At 35.7% G+C, this 24246-nt stretch carries 20 protein-coding genes, 8 tRNA genes and 1 rRNA gene; all 29 read left to right on the top strand.

Going from position 1 to position 24246, the window contains the following annotated elements:
* Nucleotides 1-34: 34 nt before the first annotated feature.
* Nucleotides 35-337 carry a septation regulator SpoVG gene (gene spoVG / locus KA878_RS10300; RefSeq protein WP_011276763.1) on the top strand — a complete coding sequence of 101 codons (303 nt, stop codon included), beginning with the start codon at nt 35-37 and terminating at the stop codon, nt 335-337.
* 211 nt (nt 338-548) lie between these two features.
* Complete coding sequence (gene glmU, locus KA878_RS10305; protein WP_193839744.1) at nt 549-1904, top strand: bifunctional UDP-N-acetylglucosamine diphosphorylase/glucosamine-1-phosphate N-acetyltransferase GlmU; 1356 nt, start codon at nt 549-551, stop codon at nt 1902-1904.
* A 111-nt stretch (nt 1905-2015) separates the two neighbouring features.
* Nucleotides 2016-2981 (top strand): ribose-phosphate diphosphokinase, encoded by a 966-nt coding sequence (locus KA878_RS10310; RefSeq protein ID WP_053031319.1) that lies wholly within the window; start codon nt 2016-2018, stop codon nt 2979-2981.
* Nucleotides 2982-3164: 183 nt separating this feature from the next.
* Nucleotides 3165-3824: a 50S ribosomal protein L25/general stress protein Ctc gene (locus tag KA878_RS10315; RefSeq protein ID WP_193839743.1), complete on the top strand. Its 660-nt coding sequence runs from the start codon at nt 3165-3167 to the stop codon at nt 3822-3824.
* Between the two features lie 278 nt (nt 3825-4102).
* Nucleotides 4103-4675: an aminoacyl-tRNA hydrolase gene (gene pth, locus KA878_RS10320; RefSeq protein WP_053031322.1), complete on the top strand. Its 573-nt coding sequence runs from the start codon at nt 4103-4105 to the stop codon at nt 4673-4675.
* On the top strand, nt 4672-8181 hold the full coding sequence (mfd, locus tag KA878_RS10325) for a transcription-repair coupling factor (protein WP_193839742.1): 3510 nt from the start codon (nt 4672-4674) through the stop codon (nt 8179-8181). Before pth ends, mfd begins: the two co-directional genes overlap by 4 nt.
* Before the next feature lie 4 nt (nt 8182-8185).
* A complete protein-coding gene (locus tag KA878_RS10330) occupies nt 8186-9757 on the top strand; it encodes a polysaccharide biosynthesis protein (protein WP_193839922.1) in 1572 nt (523 codons plus the stop codon).
* The gene (locus tag KA878_RS10335; RefSeq protein ID WP_075108879.1) at nt 9757-10947 is read left to right on the top strand and encodes a MazG nucleotide pyrophosphohydrolase domain-containing protein; all 1191 of its coding nucleotides are present in this window, start codon (nt 9757-9759) and stop codon (nt 10945-10947) included. The genes KA878_RS10330 and KA878_RS10335 overlap by 1 nt, the downstream gene beginning before the upstream one ends.
* Nucleotides 10944-11222: an RNA-binding S4 domain-containing protein gene (locus tag KA878_RS10340; RefSeq protein WP_037537011.1), complete on the top strand. Its 279-nt coding sequence runs from the start codon at nt 10944-10946 to the stop codon at nt 11220-11222. Before KA878_RS10335 ends, KA878_RS10340 begins: the two co-directional genes overlap by 4 nt.
* A gap of 20 nt (nt 11223-11242) precedes the next feature.
* Nucleotides 11243-11638: a cell division protein DivIC gene (divIC, locus tag KA878_RS10345; RefSeq protein ID WP_053031330.1), complete on the top strand. Its 396-nt coding sequence runs from the start codon at nt 11243-11245 to the stop codon at nt 11636-11638.
* 128 nt (nt 11639-11766) lie between these two features.
* Entirely contained in the window at nt 11767-12168 is a 402-nt protein-coding gene (locus KA878_RS10350; RefSeq protein ID WP_053017953.1) for a S1 domain-containing RNA-binding protein, read from the top strand.
* A 242-nt stretch (nt 12169-12410) separates the two neighbouring features.
* The gene (tilS, locus tag KA878_RS10355) at nt 12411-13703 is read left to right on the top strand and encodes a tRNA lysidine(34) synthetase TilS (protein ID WP_398577049.1); all 1293 of its coding nucleotides are present in this window, start codon (nt 12411-12413) and stop codon (nt 13701-13703) included.
* Nucleotides 13704-13706: 3 nt separating this feature from the next.
* Nucleotides 13707-14246 carry a hypoxanthine phosphoribosyltransferase gene (hpt, locus tag KA878_RS10360; RefSeq protein WP_053031336.1) on the top strand — a complete coding sequence of 180 codons (540 nt, stop codon included), beginning with the start codon at nt 13707-13709 and terminating at the stop codon, nt 14244-14246.
* A 263-nt stretch (nt 14247-14509) separates the two neighbouring features.
* Nucleotides 14510-16693 carry an ATP-dependent zinc metalloprotease FtsH gene (gene ftsH / locus KA878_RS10365; protein ID WP_053031338.1) on the top strand — a complete coding sequence of 728 codons (2184 nt, stop codon included), beginning with the start codon at nt 14510-14512 and terminating at the stop codon, nt 16691-16693.
* Nucleotides 16694-16930: 237 nt separating this feature from the next.
* On the top strand, nt 16931-17815 hold the full coding sequence (gene hslO / locus KA878_RS10370) for an Hsp33 family molecular chaperone HslO (RefSeq protein WP_075108882.1): 885 nt from the start codon (nt 16931-16933) through the stop codon (nt 17813-17815).
* Nucleotides 17816-18028: 213 nt separating this feature from the next.
* Nucleotides 18029-18961, top strand: coding sequence for a cysteine synthase A (gene cysK / locus KA878_RS10375; RefSeq protein WP_053031342.1), 933 nt, complete (start codon nt 18029-18031; stop codon nt 18959-18961).
* A 347-nt stretch (nt 18962-19308) separates the two neighbouring features.
* Nucleotides 19309-20112: a dihydropteroate synthase gene (folP, locus tag KA878_RS10380; RefSeq protein ID WP_053031345.1), complete on the top strand. Its 804-nt coding sequence runs from the start codon at nt 19309-19311 to the stop codon at nt 20110-20112.
* Nucleotides 20090-20455, top strand: a complete 366-nt coding sequence (folB, locus tag KA878_RS10385; RefSeq protein WP_193839740.1) for a dihydroneopterin aldolase — start codon at nt 20090-20092, stop codon at nt 20453-20455. The genes folP and folB overlap by 23 nt, the downstream gene beginning before the upstream one ends.
* A complete protein-coding gene (gene folK, locus KA878_RS10390; protein ID WP_070854585.1) occupies nt 20456-20935 on the top strand; it encodes a 2-amino-4-hydroxy-6-hydroxymethyldihydropteridine diphosphokinase in 480 nt (159 codons plus the stop codon).
* Between the two features lie 281 nt (nt 20936-21216).
* Nucleotides 21217-22707 (top strand): lysine--tRNA ligase, encoded by a 1491-nt coding sequence (lysS, locus tag KA878_RS10395; protein ID WP_070854586.1) that lies wholly within the window; start codon nt 21217-21219, stop codon nt 22705-22707.
* A gap of 663 nt (nt 22708-23370) precedes the next feature.
* A 5S ribosomal RNA gene (gene rrf, locus KA878_RS10400) occupies nt 23371-23485 on the top strand.
* 9 nt (nt 23486-23494) lie between these two features.
* Nucleotides 23495-23570, top strand: a tRNA-Val gene (locus tag KA878_RS10405).
* Nucleotides 23571-23584: 14 nt separating this feature from the next.
* Nucleotides 23585-23660: transfer RNA gene (locus KA878_RS10410), tRNA-Thr, on the top strand.
* A 5-nt stretch (nt 23661-23665) separates the two neighbouring features.
* Nucleotides 23666-23738, top strand: a tRNA-Lys gene (locus tag KA878_RS10415).
* Between the two features lie 23 nt (nt 23739-23761).
* Nucleotides 23762-23836, top strand: a tRNA-Gly gene (locus KA878_RS10420).
* 7 nt (nt 23837-23843) lie between these two features.
* A tRNA-Leu gene (locus KA878_RS10425) sits at nt 23844-23932 on the top strand.
* Nucleotides 23933-23943: 11 nt separating this feature from the next.
* A tRNA-Arg gene (locus tag KA878_RS10430) sits at nt 23944-24020 on the top strand.
* Nucleotides 24021-24050: 30 nt separating this feature from the next.
* Nucleotides 24051-24124 (top strand) — tRNA-Pro (locus KA878_RS10435).
* Nucleotides 24125-24139: 15 nt separating this feature from the next.
* Nucleotides 24140-24215 (top strand) — tRNA-Ala (locus KA878_RS10440).
* The last annotated feature ends 31 nt before the right edge of the window (nt 24216-24246 follow it).

Raw genomic sequence — 24246 nt, forward strand, 5'->3', positions numbered from 1 at the left:
AAACAAAGATATATATACTAGGGGGGCTCACTACATGAAAGTGACAGATGTTAGACTTAGAAAAATACAAACAGATGGCAGAATGAAAGCACTTGTTTCAATTACATTAGATGAAGCTTTTGTAATTCATGATTTACGTGTAATTGAAGGAAACTCAGGTCTTTTCGTTGCAATGCCAAGTAAACGTACACCAGATGGTGAATTCCGTGATATCGCGCATCCAATTAACTCTGATATGAGACAAGAAATTCAAGATGCCGTTATGAAAGTATATGACGAAACAGATGAAGTTATTCCAGATAAAAACGCTTCATCAGAAGATTCAGACGAAGCTTAAATAAACCATACATTCATAGCAGGTTCAACATTAAATGTGTTGAACCTGCTTTTTTAAGTTGTGAAATGTATGCTAAAGTATTCAAATTGTGTATACATATTTTTGAAAATTTAAATAGACTAAATGATAAAACCTTCTAAATCTTGAAACTCGAACTTGAGTTAAATTATAATAAATTAGAAGTGTAAAATTTATTGGAGGGTTACCATTCATGCAAAGAAATGCGGTAATATTAGCAGCTGGAAAAGGTACTAGAATGAAATCAAATAAATATAAAGTACTACATGAAGTTGCAGGGAAATCAATGGTAGAACATGTGTTAACAAATGTTAAGCATGCTGGTGTGAACCAAATCGTGACAATCGTTGGTCACGGTGCTGAAGATGTTAAAGCAACTTTAGGAGATCAATCATTATATAGTTATCAAGAAGAACAATTGGGAACAGCGCACGCAGTAAAGATGGCCAATGAGCATTTAGAAAATATGGAAGGCACAACATTAGTTGTTTGTGGAGATACACCACTTATCACTGCACATACGTTGCAGAAGTTAATTGATCATCATGAAAGTACGCACGCACAGGCTACAGTATTATCAGCAACTGCTCAAATTCCATTTGGTTACGGTCGTATTGTTCGAGATGAGGCGCACAGATTACAACGTATCGTTGAAGAAAAAGATGCGACAAAAGAAGAAAAGGCATTAACTGAAATTAGCTCAGGTATTTTTGCATTCGATAACCAAGTGCTTTTTTCTAAATTAGCGGAAGTTAAAAATGACAACGCGCAAGGAGAATATTACTTGCCTGATGTGATTACTTTAATCTTAGAAGATGAAGGTATTGCAGAAGTCTATCATACAGATGATTTTAATGAAATTATGGGTGTAAATGATCGTGTGATGTTAAGTAATGCTGAAAAAGCGTTACAACAACGCATTAATATTGCGCACATGAGAAATGGTGTAACGATTATTGACCCTACAACTACATTTATTGGTCCGGATGTTAAGATTGGTATGGACACAATTATTGAACCTGGTGTGCGAATTAATGGTGACACAACAATTGGAGAAGAAACTGTTATCGGACAATATTCTGAAATCAACAATAGTCGTATTGGCGCACATGTTGATATCAAACAATCAGTGATTAATGACGCTGTTGTGGGTGATAAAACAAAAGTTGGTCCATTTGCGCAATTAAGACCGGGTTCTAACTTAGGTTCGGAAGTGAAAGTCGGCAACTTTGTAGAAGTGAAAAAAGCAGACCTTAAAGATGGTGCTAAAGTATCTCATTTAAGTTATATCGGAGATGCTGAAATCGGTGAACGTACGAATATTGGTTGTGGTTCAATTACTGTAAATTATGATGGTGTAAACAAATTCAAAACGGTTGTTGGTAAAGATGCATTTATTGGTTGTAATACTAACTTAGTAGCACCTGTAACTGTAGGTGATGGCGTATTAATTGCTGCAGGATCTACAATTACGGACAACGTACCTAATGAAAGTTTAGCGCTTGCGCGTGCCCGTCAAATCACAAAAGAGGGCTATCTTAAAAAGTAAGTTTTTGATAAAATTTCGTATCTCTTTTCTACAATTTTTTGTTGAACATAGTAAAAACGATTGATTTTTTATATAATGAAAGTGTCTAAGTTAAAAATTGGAGGACTATAAATGTTAAATAATGAATACAAGAATTCATCTTTAAAGATTTTTTCTTTAAAAGGAAATGAGCCATTAGCACAAGAAGTAGCTGATCGAGTAGGGATTGAATTAGGGAAATGTTCTGTAAAACGCTTCAGTGATGGAGAAATTCAAATCAATATTGAAGAAAGTATTCGTGGATGTGATGTCTTCATTATCCAACCAACTTCAAATCCGGTTAATTTACACTTGATGGAGCTATTGATTATGATCGATGCATGTAAACGTGCATCAGCAGCTAATATCAATATTGTGGTTCCATACTATGGCTATGCACGACAAGATAGAAAAGCACGTAGCCGTGAACCTATTACAGCTAAATTAGTAGCTAACTTAATTGAAACAGCTGGCGCTAATCGCATGATTGCTTTAGATTTACATGCACCACAAATTCAAGGATTCTTTGATATTCCAATCGACCACTTAATGGGTGTACCTATCATTGGTCAACATTTTGAAAACGACCCTAACATTGACCCAGAAGAATGTGTTGTCGTATCACCTGACCATGGTGGTGTAACACGTGCACGTAAACTTGCCGACATTTTAAAAACTCCGATTGCAATTATTGATAAACGTCGTCCTAAACCAAACGTGGCAGAAGTAATGAATATTGTTGGTGAAATTGAAGGACGTACTGCGATTATTATTGATGATATTATTGATACAGCAGGAACAATTACATTAGCTGCACAAGCGCTTAAAGATAAAGGTGCTAAAGATGTATATGCATGTTGTACACACCCAGTGTTATCAGGCCCTGCAAAAGAACGTATCGAAAATTCAGCAATTAAAGAATTAATCGTTACAAACTCAATCTTACTTGATGACGCTCGTAAGCCATCAAATACAAAAGAATTATCAGTTGCTGGTTTATTAGCACAAGCCATTATCCGTGTTTATGAACGTGAATCAGTCAGTGTATTATTTGACTAAAGTTTACAAATGCGTTTGACTTATATTTTTTAAGCGTGTATAATACATTCGTTCGTGGTTTTACGAACTAATAAACACTTGCAAGCAACTTATAAAGTTGATGGGTAAGTGAAGGGAAGTCCAGAACTTAAGATTCTCACGATAATAAGTATCTAGACTTGAAAATGAAAGGTGGAAATACGAATGGCTTCATTAAAGTCAATCATCCGTCAAGGTAAACAAACGCGTTCTGACCTTAAAAAATTACGTAACACAGGTAAAGTACCTGCAGTAGTTTATGGTTATGGTACTAAAAATACTTCAGTTAAAGTTGATGAAGTTGAATTCATCAAAATTATCCGTGAAGTAGGACGTAACGGCGTTATCGATTTAGGCGTTGGTTCTAAAACAATTAAAGTTATGGTGTCTGATTATCAATTCGACCCACTTAAAAACCAAATTACGCACATCGACTTCTTAGCAATCAACATGACTGAAGAACGTACTGTTGACGTACCAGTTCACTTAGTAGGTGAAGCTGTTGGCGCTAAAGAAGGTGGCGTAGTTGAACAACCATTATTCGACTTACAAATTACAGCAACTCCAGAAAATATCCCTGAATCAATTGAAGTAGACATTACTGAATTAGAAGTTAATGATAGCTACTCAGTTGCAGATATTAAAGTTTCTGGTGATTTCACAATTGAAAATGACCCAGAAGAATCTGTTGTAACAGTAGTTCCTCCAACTGATGAACCTACTGAAGAAGAAGTTGAAGCTATGGAAGGTGAATCAGCAACTGAAGAACCTGAAGTAGTTGGTGAAGACAAAGAAGATGACGAAGAAAACAAAGAAGAAGAATAATTCGTTGAATGTTATCTTTAATCATTTAGGATAAAACATAATATAAGGCTACAATGCCAAATCGCAGTAGCTATATGAGTTGATTAGGCACATATATCAAGTGTACGCAACGCTAATTATCCTTGCGGGGGTGGAATCATGGATTCGTTAAGAATTCTGTTCTGCCCCTTTTTTGTGTTATTATAGGGAATGTTATAGAATAAGGAATAATTGATATGCACAATTCTATTCAGTTGATAGATATCATTATAAATGAAACACAATGGAGGTCACATCGTATGAAATGTATTGTGGGTCTTGGAAATATAGGTAAGCGATTTGAGTTAACAAGACACAATATCGGATTTGAAGTCATCGATTTTATTTTAGAGAAACACCATTTCTCATTAGATAAACAAAAATTTAAAGGTGCTTATACTATTGAACGTCTAAATGGCGAAAAGGTCCTATTTATTGAACCAATGACGATGATGAATCTTTCAGGTGAGGCAGTTGGGCCATTAATGGATTATTACAATGTTGAAGTGGAAGATTTAATTGTCTTATATGATGATTTAGATTTATCTCAAGGTCAAATCCGATTGCGCCAAAAAGGTAGCGCTGGAGGACACAATGGTATGAAGTCTATAATTAAACATTTAGGTACAGATCAATTTAAACGTATTCGTATTGGTGTAGGGAGACCAACAAACGGTATGTCAGTACCTGATTATGTATTACAGAAATTCTCAAAAGAAGAAATGATCATTATGGATAAAGTAATCGAACATTCAGCACATGCAGTAGAAGCATTTATTGAAAGTTCACGCTTTGATCATGTAATGAATCAATATAACGGAGAAGTCAATTGAGACCTATTATTTCAGAGTATATTCAAAATGATAAACGTTTCCAAGAACTTGATGACGTCTTCGGCCAACAGAATATACTTGTCACTGGCCTTTCTCCCTCAGCAAAAGCAACGATTATTGCTGAAAAGTATTTAAAAGATCAAAAACAAATGTTGTTAATTACAAACAACTTATATCAAGCAGATAAATTAGAAACTGATATTTTACAATATGTCGATCATTCTGAAGTGTATAAATATCCTGTACAAGATATTATGACTGAAGAATTCTCAACGCAAAGCCCTCAACTTATGAGTGAACGTGTACGTACACTAACTGCATTAGCTCATAATAAGAAAGGGTTATTTATCGTTCCTTTAAATGGATTGAAAAAATGGCTTACACCATTTGATTTATGGAAAGATCATCAACTCACGCTCAAAGTAGGCGAAGATATCGACGTTGATGAATTCTTAAACAAATTAGTGAATATGGGGTATCGTCGTGAAAGTGTCGTATCACACATTGGTGAGTTCTCATTACGTGGCGGTATTATCGACATTTATCCACTCATAGGTCAACCTGTTCGAATCGAATTGTTTGATACTGAAGTTGATTCCATTCGCGACTTTGATGTTGAAACGCAACGTTCAAATGACAATATTGAAGAAGTTGCGATTACGACGGCAAGTGATTACATTATTACAGATGAGGTCATTCAACACTTACAAACTGAATTAAAGGCGGCATATGAAACAACACGCCCAAAAATTGATAAATCTGTCCGTAATGATTTGAAAGAGACTTACGAAAGTTTCAAATTGTTTGAAACGACGTTCTTTGATCATCAATTATTACGTCGTTTGGTGGCATTTATGTATGACCAGCCTTCAACACTAATTGACTATTTTGCAGAAGATGCCATCATTGTAACGGATGAATATAACCGTATTAAAGAAACTGAAAAGACATTAACAACTGAAGTGGACGACTTTATTCAGAACTTAATAGAAAGTGGAAATGGTTTTATGGGGCAATCATTTATGCAATATGATGGTTTTGAATCATTGCTAAAAGATTATCCAGTAACCTATTTCACTTTATTTACATCGACAATGCCTGTTCAGTTGCAACATATTATTAAATTTTCATGTAAACCAGTGCAACAATTCTACGGGCAATATGATATCATGCGTTCAGAATTCCAACGTTATGTGCATAATGACTACAACATTGTAGTGTTAGTAGAAACGGAAACGAAAGTTGAACGTATCCAATCAATGTTGAACGAGATGCATATACCGACTGTTACAAATGTTCATAATGACATTAAATCTGGACAAGTCATTGTTACAGAAGGCAGTCTATCAGAAGGCTTCGAATTACCCTATATGCAACTCGTTGTCATAACTGAGCGCGAATTGTTCAAGACTAAGCAAAAGAAACAACGTAAACGCACTAAGACGCTATCAAATGCTGAAAAAATCAAGTCATATCAAGACCTTAATGTCGGTGACTATGTTGTACATGTGCATCATGGGGTAGGTCGTTACTTAGGTGTTGAAACACTAGAAGTTGGCGATGTTCACCGAGATTATATTAAATTACAATATAAAGGCACAGACCAACTGTTTGTACCAGTTGATCAAATGGACCAAGTGCAAAAATATGTTGCTTCCGAAGATAAATCCCCTAAACTAAACAAACTTGGTGGTTCAGAATGGAAGAAAACAAAGGCTAAAGTTCAACAAAGTGTTGAAGATATTGCGGATGAATTAATCGCATTGTATAAAGAACGTGAAATGTCAGTAGGATACCAATACGGTGAAGATACTGCTGAGCAAAGTGCGTTTGAAATGGACTTCCCATACGAATTGACGCCAGACCAAGCGAAGTCGATTGACGAAATCAAAGGTGATATGGAACGCGAGCGTCCAATGGATCGCCTATTATGCGGTGACGTAGGATATGGTAAGACAGAAGTTGCTGTTCGAGCTGCTTTCAAAGCAGTGATGGAAGGTAAACAGGTTGCATTTCTTGTTCCTACAACGATTTTAGCGCAACAACACTATGAAACATTAATTGAACGAATGCAAGATTTTCCGGTGCAAATTGAATTGATTAGTCGATTCCGTTCAACTAAAGAGGTCAAAGAAACAAAAGAAGGACTTAAATCAGGATATGTGGATATTGTAGTTGGAACACATAAATTGTTAGGCAAAGATATTCATTATAAAGACTTGGGCTTATTAATAGTCGATGAAGAACAACGCTTTGGTGTACGTCATAAAGAACGTATTAAGACAATGAAGACCAATGTTGATGTGTTAACTTTAACTGCAACACCAATCCCAAGAACACTGCATATGAGTATGCTTGGTGTACGTGATTTATCAGTCATTGAAACACCTCCAGAGAATCGTTTTCCTGTACAAACTTATGTGTTAGAACAAAACAGTAATTTTATAAAAGAAGCTTTAGAACGTGAATTATCGCGTGACGGACAAGTATTCTATTTATATAACAGAGTGCAATCAATTTATGAAAAGCGTGAACAATTACAGATGTTAATGCCGGATGCTAATATTGCTGTTGCACATGGTCAGATGACAGAACGCGATCTTGAAGAAACAATGCTCAGTTTCATCAATGGCGAATTTGATATTTTAGTGACTACAACCATTATTGAAACAGGTGTGGATGTACCTAATGCGAACACGTTAATCATTGAAGAAGCGGATCGCTTTGGTTTAAGTCAATTGTATCAATTACGTGGTCGTGTAGGACGCTCAAGTCGTATCGGCTATGCCTACTTCTTACACGCCGCAAATAAAGTGTTAACTGAAACAGCAGAAGAAAGATTACAAGCGATTAAAGAATTTACTGAACTAGGTTCAGGGTTCAAAATTGCGATGCGTGATTTAAATATTCGTGGTGCCGGAAACTTACTTGGTAAACAACAACATGGCTTTATCGACTCTGTCGGATTCGACTTGTATTCACAAATGTTAGAAGAAGCGGTTAACGAAAAACGTGGCATCAAAGAAGAAGAACCAAATGCACCAGAAGTAGAAATGGAATTAAACTTAGACGCTTATTTACCAGCAGAATATATTCAAAACGAGCAAGCTAAAATTGAAATTTATAAAAAACTACGCAAAGTTGAAACGGAAGAACAATTATTTGATATTAAAGATGAGTTAATCGATCGCTTCAATGATTACCCAGTAGAAGTTGAACGTTTGCTTGAAATGGTAGAAATTAAAATACATGCACTACATGCTGGTGTAACTTTAATTAAGGATAAAGGTAAGCAAATTGAAGTGTCTTTATCAGCGAAAGCAACAGAACAAATCAATGGTGAAGTATTGTTTAAACAAACACAACCTTTAGGACGTGCAATGAAACTTGGTGTTAAAGAGAACCGTATGCATGTCACGCTTACGAAATCTAAGCAATGGTTAGATAATTTGAAATTCCTTGTGAAATGTCTTGAAGGAAGTATGGCTATTGAAGATGAAGATTAAGAAGATGTCAGAGTCTAAATCGACACAATCGTTGTCATCTGAATCTACGAATTCTAGACACACAGCATTTAATGGTGTTGTGATTCTAACCCTTGCGCTCGTCACCGTCAAAGTATTAAGTGCAATTTACCGAGTACCTTATCAAAATGTACTCGGTGATACGGGTTTATATGCGTATCAACAAGTTTATCCCATTGTGGCACTAGGTATGATTTTATCTATGAATGCTATTCCGAGTGCGGTTACACAAACGTTTGGTATTAGTGGACAAGCTGCTTCGTTCTCCAAAGTATTATTACGATTCCAAATGATTGGAATCATGATATTTATACTGCTCTTATTATTAGCGAATCCAGTGGCTGTGTTAATGGGAGATTCAAGACTTGCGCCAATGTTAAGAATGGCAAGCTTAAGTTATCTATTCATCGGCATACTAGGCGTGTGTCGTGGCTATTATCAAAGTCAAAGACGAATGAACATACCTGCTATTTCCCAGGTAATTGAACAAATGATTCGTGTTGGATTTATTATTGTAGCGATTGTTTTATTTATGATAAGAGATTGGTCCATATATCAAGCGGGGACGATTGCGATTTTAGCTTCTGCACTTGGATTCTTAGGTTCAAGCCTCTTTTTAATAGTGATGAAACCTTTCGCCTTCAAAATGCAGAACATATCGGTGGATATACCTTGGAAAGACTTACTTATGGCTACGCTTGTCTTTGCATTGAGTCAGTTATTGGTTATATTATGGCAATTTGTAGATAGTTTTACCATTGTTCATACGTTACAATCACATGGTTTGCATTTTAAAGAAGCAATCATGCAAAAAGGAATATATGATCGTGGTGCTTCATTTATACAAATGGGGTTAATTGTTACAACCACATTTAGCTTTGTGCTCATACCATTATTGACTGAGGCGATTGAACAACAAAATCAAGTAAAAATGAATCGTTATGCTAACGCATCGCTTAAGATTACGATTCTAATTAGTTCAGCAGCAGGTATAGGATTAATTAATTTATTGCCTATGATGAATGCGGTCTTCTTTAAGACGAATAGCCTAAGTTTCACACTTGGATTCTATATGTTAACTGTTATATGTGTGTCACTCATTATGATGGATATTGCATTGCTACAAGTACTTAATTGTATTCGCCCGATATTGATTGGAGTAATGGTTGGCTTAATTGTGAAAGCTATACTGAACGTGCTGTTGATTTCGCAGTATGGTATTGCCGGCGCTAGTATAAGTACGGTTATGTCACTCGCTTGCTTTGTAGTCATATTGCATAGAGAAGTGCTTAAACAGTATCGCTTTAATCGAATGAAACCTTTCATTTTGAAAATGATTACTGCATTAGCCGTCATGACAATCGTTATTCAAATCATTATGGAATTGTTACCTGTAGTAGGACGTATCGGTGGACTTATAATGTTAGTTATTGTAGCAATCCTAGGCGTTGCCGTATTATTGCTACTCGTGATGTACATGAATATTTTAAGCTATAGAGAATTAAAACATTTGCCATTTGGCGATAAGCTTTATCATATTAAGAAAGGACGACATTAATGACACATACAATTACAATTGTTGGTTTAGGTAACTACGGTTTAGATGAATTGCCACTTGGTATATATCGTTTCTTAATACAACAACCGCTTGTTTATACACGTACACTTGAACATCCTGTAATCAATCAATTACAAGATGAACTCAAATTTGAAAGCTTTGATACAGTTTATGAAGCAAACGAAGATTTCGATTCGGTTTATCAACAAATCGTCGACTTTTTAATAGAAAAAGCACAAGCACAAGACGTGGTCTATGCCGTGCCTGGACATCCGCGAGTAGCTGAAACGACGACAGCCAAGTTGCTTGATTATCACGCACATCATCAAGACGTAGACGTTAAAATGCTAGGTGGTAAAAGTTTTATTGATGATATCTTTGCAGCAATCGATCAAGATCCTAATGATGGTTTTACTTTATTGGATGGAACTGCTTTAACAGAACATTTACTCAATGTACGTACGCATACACTTATTACGCAAGTATACAGTGCTATGATTGCAGCAGATATTAAAATCACTTTAATGGAACATTATCCAGATGACTTCTTAGTAAAAATCGTGACTGGTGCGCACAGTACAGGGGCTAATGTACTGGAGGTGCCACTATTTGAGCTTGATCATCATGAGGATGCTTTTAATAATTTAACGAGTGTATATGTACCGAAAGTGACAAATGATGAAGCACTGTATCAGAATTTTGACTATGCAGTAGAAGTGATAGATCGCTTAGTAGATGATGAAATAGGTTGCCCATGGGATCGTGTTCAAACACATGACTCTCTTAAACGTTATTTATTAGAAGAGAGCTTCGAATTGTTTGAAGCGATAGATAATGAAGATGATTGGCACATGATAGAAGAATTAGGTGACATCTTACTGCAAGTGCTCTTGCATGCTAGTATTGGTAAAAAAGAAGGTTATATGGACATCACAGAAATTATTGAGAGTCTCAGTGCTAAGATGATTCGTCGTCATCCACACATTTTCGGTGATGAAAATGCAGAATCCATAGAAGATTTAAATGACATTTGGCAGACAGCTAAGAGTAAAGAAGGTAAATCACCACGCGTTAAATTTGAGAAAGTATTTGCAGACCACTTCATGGCATTGTATGATAAAACCAAAAATAGGGATTTTGATGAAGAAACCCTTAGAAACTATTTGCAACAAGGGGAGAAAGATTCATGAGATTAGATAAATATTTAAAAGTATCACGACTCGTTAAGCGTCGTACTTTGGCGAAAGAAATAAGTGACCAAGGTCGTATTACTGTAAATGGTAATGTAGCCAAAGCTGGGACAGATGTTAAAGTAGAAGATGAACTGGTTATTCGTTTCGGACAAAAGCTGGTTACAGTTAAAGTAACGGGTTTAAGTGAACATGCTTCTAAAGAAAACGCTAAAGGTATGTATGATTTAATTAAAGAAGAACGAATTAATCAAAATCAATTTGAAGAAGAATAGACTGAAGGAGGTGACAAGCAATGAGTAAAAAGGTAGAAAACATAGGAAACCAGTATACCTCCGAAAAAAACCGAAAGAAACAACGACAACAGAAAAAAATGCGAGTTGTTAGACGACGAGTGACCGTATTCGGTGGGATACTATTAGCGATCATTATTATTCTATCCATCATGCTTGTCGTCCAAAAACAAAGCAATGATAAAGCTGCAGTTGAGCGAAAGCATAAAGAGGAACAATTTCAAAAAAAACAAGATGAGGAAATCGCATTAAAAGAAGAGCTCAGTAATTTAAATAATAAGGACTACATTGAGAAGGTAGCAAGAGATGATTATTACTTGAGTAATAAAGGTGAAGTTATTTTTAAATTGCCTAATAACGATGATGATTCTAAATCAAAATCCTCAAATGACAACTGATAATATAAAAGATAATCGTTTTTCTTAAAGAAGAATGAATTATCTGGTTTTATAGCATTGTGAAAATATTAAAACAGGAATATAATAAGTTTAAAATCGAATCAAAATCGGGAGGATTTATTTAGAATATGTCAATCGAAGTAGGAAACAAGCTAAAAGGTAAAGTTACTGGTATCAAAAAATTTGGTGCATTCGTAGAATTACCTGAAGGAAAAAGTGGCTTAGTTCATATCAGTGAAGTGGCTGATAACTATGTTGAGAATGTTGAAGATCACCTATCAGTTGGAGACGAAGTTGAAGTTAAAGTCTTATCTATTGCAGATGACGGTAAAATTAGCCTTTCAATTAAAAAAGCCAAAGATCGTCCTCGTAGACCACAACATAAATCAAATCACAATAGACCACCACAACAAAAAGGTGAAGATTTCGAAAAGAAATTAAGCAATTTCTTGAAAGATAGTGAAGATAAATTAACATCTATTAAACGACAAACAGAATCAAGACGTGGCGGTAAAGGTTCAAGACGCTAATTTAAATATATTATTTATATGATTATAGGTAATAGCAAGGATGACATCATTATAGGTGACATTCACTACGAACATACATGGTTGTTGTCCTGTCGAATGGCCCTTTATTTATATATATGATGTGTTATTTTTGCGGGGTGGAACTTAAAATTCAACAATGAATTTTAGTTCCACTCTTTTTTTGATGAGCGCATTACAGCACTGTATTACGTAATGTTCTAGGGATTAAGGAGGTCTGAATGTTGAAAGTTAATACGTCGCTATGGAACAATACAGATCATATTGTGATTGCAGTTTCGACAGGTATAGATAGTATGTCGCTGTTGCATCATTTACTTACACAATTATCACATACGTATAAACAATTGACTTGTCTACATGTTAATCACGGCTTGCGAGAGGCATCGCATAAGGAAGAAGCATTTATAGAAGCGTTTTGTAAACAACACGCCATCCCTTGTTATGTGAAACGATTGAATTTAACTGATATCGTAGCACAGGGTAAGAGTATACAAGCTGATGCGCGTTATCTGCGTTATGAGTGGTTTGATGAAATGATGAAGCAATTAAAGGCAGACGTATTGCTTACAGCACATCATTTAGATGATCAACTTGAAACCATTTTTTATCGACTGTTTACAGGGCGTTCTACGCGAAGTACTTTAGGAATAGACGTTCAATCGAAACGTCGTCACTATACAATAAGTCGCCCATTACTGGAAGTTTCAAAAGATGACATACGCGACTATCAGCATAAATATCAAGTTCCCTATTACGAGGATAGTTCAAATAGTGATAATAAATATGTTAGAAATGATATTCGTAATCGGTTATTACCAGCGATTAACCAAAATTCAGAGCTTGATAGCACGCATTTACTAAAGCTAAAACGTTGGCACGACATCCAATTACGTGAAAGTCGAAAAAAAGCCGATGCTTTTATTGAACATGACATCTCGATCAATAATAATACAACACAGATTCAGTGTGCACGACATGCATTTAATCAACTAGATGACATTACTAAAATGGTGTTATTAGATCAACTATTCAAACACCTTCAATTGGATAAGTCATTTTCAGAGAAACAATACCATGAATGGTTTGCTCAAATTGATAGTGAAATCGCACAATTTGAGATATCCCTTACTGAAAAATGGATAATTCAAATGGCATATGATAAATTTATTATATTGGCTAAAAATGAGCCGTCATTATTAGATAATCAAATTGTGAATCAAGCAAATACATATCGTTTCGGATCCTATCATATCGTTATTCATCCGACGATACCCCATGACCAATTACCGTTATTGATACGAACACGTCGCAATGGAGATAAAGTCGAATTGAATGGACAACAAGGCCATAAAAAAGTAGGGCGTTTGTTTATAGATTATAAAATTCCAAATGATGCGCGCATGCAAATGCCAGTAATTGAAAATCAACACCATCAAATTATTGCTGTAGGTAATTTATATATTGCTCAAGCATATAATCAACATATCGAAATCAAAAAAATTGGAGATGAATGATTAATGAAAGATGATTTAAAGGAAATTTTATTAACTGAAGAAGATATTCAAGATATTTGTAAAGATTTAGGTGAACAGTTAACGAGAGATTACAAAGATAAACCACTTGTCTGCGTTGGTATTTTAAAAGGTTCTGTTATGTTTATGGCCGACTTAATTAAACGTATTGATACACATTTAGCAATTGATTTTATGGATGTTTCAAGCTACCATGGTGGGACTGAATCAACAGGAGAAGTCCAAATATTAAAAGATTTGGGTTCATCTATTGAAAATAAAGATGTCCTCATTATTGAAGATATTTTAGAAACAGGTACGACATTGAAATCCATTACTGAATTATTACAATCTCGTAAAGTTAACTCACTTGAAATTGTTACTTTATTAGATAAACCAAATCGACGTAAAGCTGATATTGAAGCGAAATATGTCGGCAAGAAAATTCCTGATGAATTTGTTGTAGGGTATGGTTTAGATTATGCTGAACATTATAGAAATTTACCGTATATCGGGACATTAAAACCAGAAATTTATAACAAGTAAGTGACATTTATTTAGTTGTTAATATAATTAAATCGTGTTTAAAATATAATAACTATACTTAAGTGTAGAATTAGTGTAGACTCATTTTATATGCTTAAACCTGACTTAAAAAAACAAATCATTTTTAGGGAATTTAGGTTTTAAAAAGTTTGATAACACAAGGATTTTGAAAAGTATTACAAAAGTTGAAATGCTAGCCTTTAAGAGAAGTATTGTGTTACAATTTTTGTTAGCTTTATTATAGAAATAGGAGGAAATGACGCATGCAAAAAGCTTTTCGCAATGTGCTTGTTATCGCAATTATTGGCGTTATTATATTCGGCGTATTTTCTTACATAAATGGGAACGGTAATACTCCGAAACAACTTTCCTATTCACAGTTTGTAGAGAAATTGGATAAGGGTGACTTGAAAACCTTAGAAATCCAACCTGAACAAAATGTGTACTTGGTAAGTGGTAAAACAAAAAATGATGAAGATTATGCTTCAACAATCTTATACAATAACGAAAAAGACTTACAAAAAATTACAGATGAAGCCAAAAGCCAAAAAGGACTAGATTTTAAAGTTAAAGAAGAAGAGAAACAAAGCGTCTTCGTAAGTATGTTGACGACATTAATTCCTGTATTGATTATTGCTTTCTTATTTATTTTCTTCCTTAGCCAAGCACAAGGTGGCGGCGGTGGCGGTCGTATGATGAACTTTGGTAAATCTAAAGCTAAAATGTACGATAACCAAAAACGTCGTGTACGATTCTCAGATGTTGCTGGTGCAGATGAAGAAAAGCAAGAGTTAATTGAAATTGTAGATTTCTTAAAAGATAATAAGAAATTTAAACAAATGGGTTCAAGAATACCTAAAGGTGTATTACTTGTCGGCCCTCCAGGTACAGGTAAAACATTATTAGCGCGTGCCGTAGCTGGTGAAGCTGGTGCACCATTCTTCTCAATCAGTGGTTCAGACTTCGTTGAGATGTTTGTGGGTGTCGGTGCAAGCCGTGTACGTGACCTATTCGAAAATGCGAAAAAGAATGCGCCATGTATCATCTTTATCGATGAAATAGATGCAGTTGGACGTCAACGTGGTGCAGGTGTTGGTGGCGGTCATGATGAACGTGAACAAACACTTAACCAATTACTAGTTGAAATGGATGGTTTCGGTGAAAATGAAGGTATTATCATGATTGCTGCAACTAACCGTCCTGATATCTTAGACCCAGCGTTATTACGTCCTGGTCGTTTTGATAGACAAATTCAAGTTGGTCGTCCAGATGTTAAAGGTCGTGAAGCTATACTTCACGTACATGCTAAAAATAAACCACTTGATGAAACAGTTGACTTAAAAGCCATTTCACAAAGAACGCCTGGTTTCTCAGGTGCAGATTTAGAGAACTTATTAAATGAAGCGTCTTTAATTGCTGCGCGTGAAGGTAAAAATAAAATTGATATGCGTGATATCGAAGAAGCTACAGACCGAGTTATCGCTGGACCAGCTAAAAAATCACGTGTTATTTCTGACAAAGAACGTAATATTGTAGCTCATCATGAGGCAGGTCATACGGTCATTGGTATGGTGCTTGATGAAGCGGAAGTTGTGCATAAAGTAACGATTGTTCCTCGTGGACAAGCTGGTGGTTATGCAATGATGTTACCAAAACAAGATCGCTTCTTAATGACAGAACCTGAATTATTAGATAAAATTTGTGGTTTATTAGGTGGTCGTGTATCAGAAGATATTAACTTCCATGAAGTATCAACCGGTGCATCAAATGACTTCGAAAGAGCAACGCAAATTGCACGTTCTATGGTTACTGAATATGGTATGAGTGAAAAACTTGGACCATTACAATTCTCATCTAGCGGTGGTGGACAAGTCTTCTTAGGTAAAGATATGCAAGGTGAACCTAATTATTCTGGTCAAATCGCTTATGAAATTGATAAAGAAGTTCAACGTATTATTAAAGAACAATATGAACGTTGTAAACAAATCTTATTAGAACATGAAAAAGAACTTAAACTTATCGCTAAAACATTGTTAACAGAAGAAACATTAGTAGCAGAACAAATCCGTTCATTATTCTATGATGGTGTATTACCAGAAGTAGATTACGATGCTGCGCGCGTTGTTAAAGATGAAGATTCTGACTTTAGCGAAGGTAAATATGGTAAATCTTACGATGATATTCGCGAAGAACAACTAGAAGAAGGAAAAGAAGATATGCGAGAAGATCGTAAAGAGGATAACGATATTAATCGTGAACGTAGACATCGTCAAAGAGATGGTAGAGATAATCATGCAGGACATGATCAACTACGTGACGGTTCAAACGGAGATACGGATCAACATCGTGGCCATTCCAGTGATGAAGACGAAACAGGTTATGAACAATCTCCTAATATTGACAAACCATATAATCCGAATGATCCAAACAACCCTAACAATCGATAAGGTTTAGCTGGATTGTTATCTCCTTTGAGTAGGGCAATACGCCTTAATCGAAGGAGATTTTTTTAATATAAAAGGATAGTTAAAATAACAATAATAATGTTGAAAGCAAGTTACTTCATATTCTTATTGAACAAGTGTAGAATAAGTATCCTTAAAGGAAAATATTAGAAGTAAATGAATGATTCAAGTATAAATAATAGCAATATAAAAATAGATGTATTAAAGGAGTATACAAAGATGACACATGATTATATCGTTAAATCATTAGCGTTTGATGGAGAAATACGTGCATATGCTGCACTCACAACTGAATCAGTGCAAGAGGCGCAAACACGTCACTATACTTGGCCGACAGCATCAGCTGCAATGGGCAGAACAATGACTGCAACTTTATTAATGGGTTCAATGTTGAAAGGCGATCAAAAATTAACTGTAACAGTTGATGGTAAAGGTCCTATCGGCAGAATCATTGCAGATGCAGATGCAGAAGGAAATGTACGTGCTTATGTTGATAAACCACAAACACATTTCCCTTTAAATGGACAAGGTAAATTAGATGTAAGAAGAGCGGTAGGCACAGACGGTTCAATTCAAGTAGTCAAAGACGTTGGTATGAAAGATTATTTCTCTGGTGCAAGCCCAATTGTATCAGGTGAATTGGGAGAAGATTTCACATACTATTTTGCGACAAGTGAACAAACACCTTCTTCAGTAGGATTAGGCGTGTTAGTAAATCCAGACAATTCTATTAAAGCCGCTGGAGGATTCATTATTCAAGTGATGCCTGGCGCGCAAGATGAAACAGTTACTAAATTAGAAAATGCTATTAGTAATATGCAACCTGTATCTAAATTAATTGAACAAGGCTTGACGCCAGAAGGTATTTTAAATGAGATACTTGGAGAAGACAATGTTCAAATTTTAGAGACTATGCCTGCACAGTTTGAATGTAATTGTAGCCATGAGAAGTTTCTAAATGCGATTAAAGGTTTAGGTGAAGCTGAAGTTCAAGATATGATTAAAGAAGATCATGGTGCTGAAGCAGTTTGTCACTTCTGTGGTAACAAATACAGTTATTCAGAAGCAGAACTAGAAGAATTATTAGCTTCAATGCAGGCATAATTGTATAACTGAAAAGAGAATTCAAGGCGATGAACCATCACGTGTTTATTGCCTTTTTTACAGGGAAGATAAATGAATGTGGAAGTAAAATGTAACTTTAAGTCTAAAAATGAGAGAATTATCTTTGTCTTTTTAGAAAATTCTGATAGAATATAATTATATCCGATAAAAAAACTAAGTTTTAAATATGAAAGTAAAAGGAGCGTTTTTTCAATGGCACAAAAACCAGTAGATAACATTACTCAAATTATTGGCAATACACCGGTAGTAAAATTAAGAAACGTTGTAGATGAAGATGCAGCAGATGTATACGTAAAATTAGAATACCAAAATCCAGGTGGTTCAGTAAAAGACCGTATCGCATTAGCTATGATCGAAAAAGCTGAAAAAGAAGGCAAAATTAAACCAGGTGATACAATCGTAGAACCAACAAGTGGTAACACTGGTATCGGTTTAGCTTTCGTATGTGCAGCTAAAGGTTATAAAGCAGTATTTACAATGCCTGAAACAATGAGTTCTGAACGTCGTAACTTATTAAAAGCTTATGGTGCAAAATTAGTCTTAACACCAGGTTCAGAAGCTATGAAAGGCGCTATCAAAAAAGCAAAAGAATTAAAAGAAGAACATGGTTACTTCGAACCACAACAATTCGAAAACCCAGCAAACCCTGAAATCCATGCTTTAACGACTGGCCCAGAATTAGTTGAGCAATTCGAAGGTAAACAAATTGATGCTTTCTTAGCAGGTGTAGGTACAGGTGGTACTTTATCTGGTGTAGGTAAAGTCTTAAAAGAAAAATACCCTAACGTTGAAATCGTTGCTATCGAACCTGAAGCATCACCAGTATTAAGTGGTGGTGAACCTGGACCACACAAATTACAAGGTTTAGGTGCAGGATTTGTACCAGATACTTTAGACACAAATATTTACGATAGTATTATCAAAGTTGATAACGATACAGCTATGGAAACATCACGTCGTGTTGCTAAAGAAGAAGGTATCTTAGCAGGTATTTCTTCAGGTGCTGCGATCCATGCTGCAATCCAAAAAGCAAAAGAATTAGGTAAAGGTAAAACAGTTGTAACAGTATTACCAAGTAATGGTGAACGTTACTTATCTACACCTTTATATTCATTTGATGATTAATCAATAATTAAGATTTTTAGTGGTCTAAGATATAAATAATATAATGATGCTACTTTGCAAATTCGCAGTAGCTGACAGAACTAAGATGTGCTTAAGTTAAGCTTCTCTCAGTTATAGTCATCCTTACGGGGGTGGGGCAACGAATTTAAATGAATTCTGTCCTACTCCCGTTCTTTTTTCTAAAAAACACCCCAATTAAATTCAATGAAAGCTATAGATGTTTGGATGTCGATTATAAACACTGAAATGTTTGGTAAATGAGTGTATCATTAGTATGTGAATATTAAGTCAACGTAGTTATTGTGCTACAAATCATTTTCAAAAGGACGAAGGGTGACGTGACAAAAATGACTAAAACAAAAATTATGGGCATATTAAATGTAACACCGGATTCATTCTCTGATGGTGGTAAGTACAATTCGGTAGATAAGGCAGTTGCACGTGCAAAAGAGATGGTAGAAGAGGGCGTGGATATTATAGACGTTGGAGGTATATCTACACGACCAGGTTTTACAGAAATTTCAACGGAAGAAGAGATTGAACGTGTTGTTCCTGTAGTGGAAGAACTTATAAAATTAAATGTTCAACTTTCGATTGATACATATCGTAGTGAAGTAGCAGAAGCATGTTTAAAATTAGGGGCTACAATGATTAATGACCAATGGGCAGGCTTATACGACCCTAAAATACTTGATGTTGTAGCTGCTTATGATGCTGAAATTGTATTAATGCACAATGGTGATGGACATCGTGATCAACCAGTTGTCGAAGAGATGTTGTTATCACTTATTACGCAAGCGAACAAAGCTGAAATGGCAGGTATCCCTAAGCATAAAATATGGCTAGATCCAGGAATTGGATTTGCGAAAACGCGTGAAGAAGAAAATGAAGTAATGGCACGTTTAGATGAACTAGTTGCAACAGAGTATCCTGTTTTATTGGCAACGAGTCGTAAACGTTTCATCAAAGAAATGATTGGTACCGAAACGAAGGCACTAGAACGTGATGAGGCCACAGCTGCAACAACAGCTTATGGTATAATGAAAGGCGTCAAAGCCGTGCGTGTACATAATGTTCAATTAAACGCTCGATTAGGCCAAAGTATGGATTTCTTAAAGGAGAATGACGATGAACGACACAATCTTTCTTAATGGTATGAGATTTTACGCCTATCACGGCGCATTACCTGCTGAAAATGAGATAGGTCAAATCTTTGTAGTAGATGTTACTTTGAAAGTAGACTTAGTTGAAGCGGGTCAATCTGATAAAGTGGTTGATACTGTACATTATGGTGAAGTGTTTGAAGATGTGAAAGAAATCGTTGAAGGTCCACCATGTAATTTAATCGAACATCTAGCTGAACGTATTGCAAAACGTATAAATTCACACTATAATCGTGTAATGGAAACGAAAGTCAGAATCACTAAAGAAAATCCACCTATCCCAGGTCATTATGACGGTGTAGGTATAGAAATAGTGAGGGAGAATCGTTAAATGGTACAAGCGTATTTAGGCTTAGGAAGCAATATTGGTGATAGGGAACAGCAATTACAAGAAGCTATTAAAATCATTGATAGCATAGACGGTGTCACTGTAACTCAGATTTCTCCAATATATGAGACTGCACCAGTAGGCTATACAGAGCAACCCAATTTTTTAAATTTGTGTTTAGAAATTGAAACAGAATTACAGCCCAAAGTACTACTTAAACATTGCTTAGAAACTGAACAGCGATTGCATCGCGTTAGAGACATACGTTGGGGTCCAAGAACATTAGATGTCGATATTTTATTATATGGAGATAAGGTAATAGAAGAAGATGACCTTGAAGTGCCACATCCACGTATGGGTGAACGTGCTTTTGTATTAATACCATTGAATGATATTGCATCTACACAAATTGAACCTCGTTCAAATGCACGTATCTCTGATTTAGTTAAACCAGATGATACTGTTAAGAAATATAAAGGTTAAGTATTAAGCTTTGGGTAAGTATAATAACCTTAGGCTATATTGCAGCTTTGCTATAGTAGACTAATCTGAGAAGACATTTTATCAAGTATTTCTCAACACGAAGCGCACCATTTGAAATGCGAATATAAAGAATATCATAATTTTAAAGTGATAAAGGTAACGAATTTCCATAAAAAGCGTGAAGAAATATCACTAAATAGGCTATAAGATTTCTTATAAGCATTTTAAAAATGATCCATGGAACATTTATCATAAAAAAGAAGTTTAAAGGAGAGAAAGTTATGTCAGAAGAAATGAATGACCAAATGCAGGTCCGTCGTCAAAAACTACAAGAATTAATTGATTTAGGAATCGATCCTTTTGGGAAACGTTTTGAACGTTCAGCTACTGCTAGCGAATTAAAAGCACAATGGGATGAGTTCTCTAAAGAAGCGTTACATGAAAAAGAAGACGAAAGTCACGTGTCAATTGCAGGTCGTTTAATGACTAAACGTGGTAAAGGTAAAGCTGGTTTCGCACATGTTCAAGATTTGACTGGCCAAATTCAAATTTATGTGCGTAAAGACCAAATTGGCGAAGAAGATTTCGATAATTTATGGAAAGGTGCAGACCTAGGTGATATCGTTGGTATTGAAGGTGTCATGTTCAAAACGAATACAGGTGAGCTATCAGTAAAAGCTAAAACATTTACTTTATTATCTAAAGCGCTAAGACCTTTACCTGATAAATTCCATGGTTTACAAGATATCGAACAACGTTACCGTCAACGTTATTTAGACTTGATCACTAACCAAGATAGTACACAAACGTTTATTAATCGTAGTAAAATCATTCAAGAAATGCGTAACTACTTAAATAAACAAGGTTTCTTAGAAGTTGAAACACCAATGATGCATCAAATCGCAGGTGGGGCAGCTGCACGTCCATTTGTTACACACCATAATGCATTAGACGCAACGCTATATATGCGTATTGCAATTGAATTGCACTTGAAACGTTTAATCGTTGGTGGTCTTGAGAAGGTATATGAAATAGGACGCGTATTCCGTAATGAAGGTGTATCAACACGTCATAACCCAGAATTCACTATGATTGAATTATACGAAGCTTATGCTGATTACCATGATATTATGGACTTAACAGAGTCTATGGTTAGACATATTGCTCAAGAAGTCCTTGGTTCTGCAAAAGTTCAATATAACGGAGAAGAAATTGATTTAGAGTCTGCTTGGACACGTCTTCATATTGTTGATGCTGTAAAAGAAGCAACAGGTGTAGACTTCTATCAAATTAAAACTGATGAAGAAGCTATCGCAGCAGCGAAAGAACATGGTATTGAAATTACAGATAATATGAAGTATGGCCATATTTTAAATGAATTTTTTGAACAAAAAGTGGAAGAAACATTAATTCAACCAACATTTATTTATGGACATCCAATTGAAATTTCTCCATTAGCGAAGAAAAACCCAGAAGATCCTAGATTCACGGATCGTTTCGAACTATTCATCGTAGGTAGAGAACACGCTAATGCATTTACTGAATTAAATGATCCAATTGATCAACGTGAACGTTTCGAAGCACAATTAGTTGAAAAAGCTCAAGGAAATGATGAAGCACATGAAATGGATGAAGACTACATTGAAGCATTAGAGTACGGTATGCCTCCAACAGGTGGGTTAGGTATCGGAATCGATCGCTTAGTTATGTTATTAACTGACTCTCCATCTATCAGAGACGTATTATTATTCCCTTACATGAGACAGAAATAGATCGTATTTAATATTTGAGATGGGAGTAGGACAGAAATAATATTTTCCAAAATTTATTTCGTTGTCCGGCTCCCATCTTGTTTTGTTGTAGCATTTCTTATGATATTTTCTTAGCCAGTGCCCGTCGATAAGTATGACTAGGTTTGAAAAAGTCTGAGTTGAGCCCCTTTCAAATCAGTCAGTTGCTGCCAAGATGATATATTTGACTGAGACATTTCAATTTGTCCCAGTCAATTTTTTTATTATATATATGCTAAATGAAACGAAAATGAGTTAAATAGTTAGAATAGGTAAGTATATAGGCATTGAATATTAGATGACTTAAAGTGACTTACATATTATTTGAGAAAAGGTGTTACAAAAGTAAAAAAGAGTGGAGAAATTATAATAAAATAGTTTAAAAAAGGTATGGTCATTGTACTTATGATGTGCTAACATAGTAAAAGTGTTCAAAAGAAGTCGAAGTAACAAATGATAAACTTATTAAATTAAAAAAGTTTTAAAAAACTGTTGACTTTACCTTTTGAATGTTGTAAGATATAAAAGTCGTCAAAAACGAAAGTTAATTTTGTAAAAGACTTGTAAAGATAACTTTAATAAAGTGTAAAATTAACTATTGAAAATTAAAATAATTGACATTATAATTAATTGAGTAAGTTATTGTCTGGTGACAATGGCAAGGAGGTCACACCTGTTCCCATGCCGAACACAGAAGTTAAGCTCCTTAGCGCCGATGGTAGTTGGATTTACGTTCCGCTAGAGTAGGACGTTGCCAGGCTTACATGTTGGAGAATTAGCTCAGCTGGGAGAGCATCTGCCTTACAAGCAGAGGGTCGGCGGTTCGAACCCGTCATTCTCCACCATTCTTAATTAATTTGCCGGCCTAGCTCAATTGGTAGAGCAACTGACTTGTAATCAGTAGGTTGGGGGTTCAAGTCCTCTGGCCGGCACCATCTTTGAGCCATTAGCTCAGTTGGTAGAGCATCTGACTTTTAATCAGAGGGTCAGAGGTTCGAATCCTCTATGGCTCATACGATTATTTTAATAGCCACATGCGGAAGTAGTTCAGTGGTAGAACACCACCTTGCCAAGGTGGGGGTCGCGGGTTCGAATCCCGTCTTCCGCTCCATTATATTGCCGGGGTGGCGGAACTGGCAGACGCACAGGACTTAAAATCCTGCGGTGAGAGATCACCGTACCGGTTCGATTCCGGTCCTCGGCACCATCTTAAATATAGCGCCCGTAGCTCAACTGGATAGAGCGTTTGACTACGGATCAAGAGGTTATGGGTTCGACTCCTATCGGGCGCGCCATTTAAATTTTATTTATTATTTAATTACATACGGGAAGTAGCTCAGCTTGGTAGAGCACTTGGTTTGGGACCAAGGGGTCGCAGGTTCGAATCCTGTCTTCCCGACTTCTTAAATAATTTGGGGGCTTAGCTCAGCTGGGAGAGCGCCTGCTTTGCACGCAGGAGGTCAGCGGTTCGATCCCGCTAGTCTCCACCATTTATAATAATTAAATGAACATTGAAAACTG

The sequence above is a fragment of the Staphylococcus sp. GDY8P57P genome, from assembly GCF_017892585.1.
Lineage (GTDB): Bacteria > Bacillota > Bacilli > Staphylococcales > Staphylococcaceae > Staphylococcus > Staphylococcus borealis.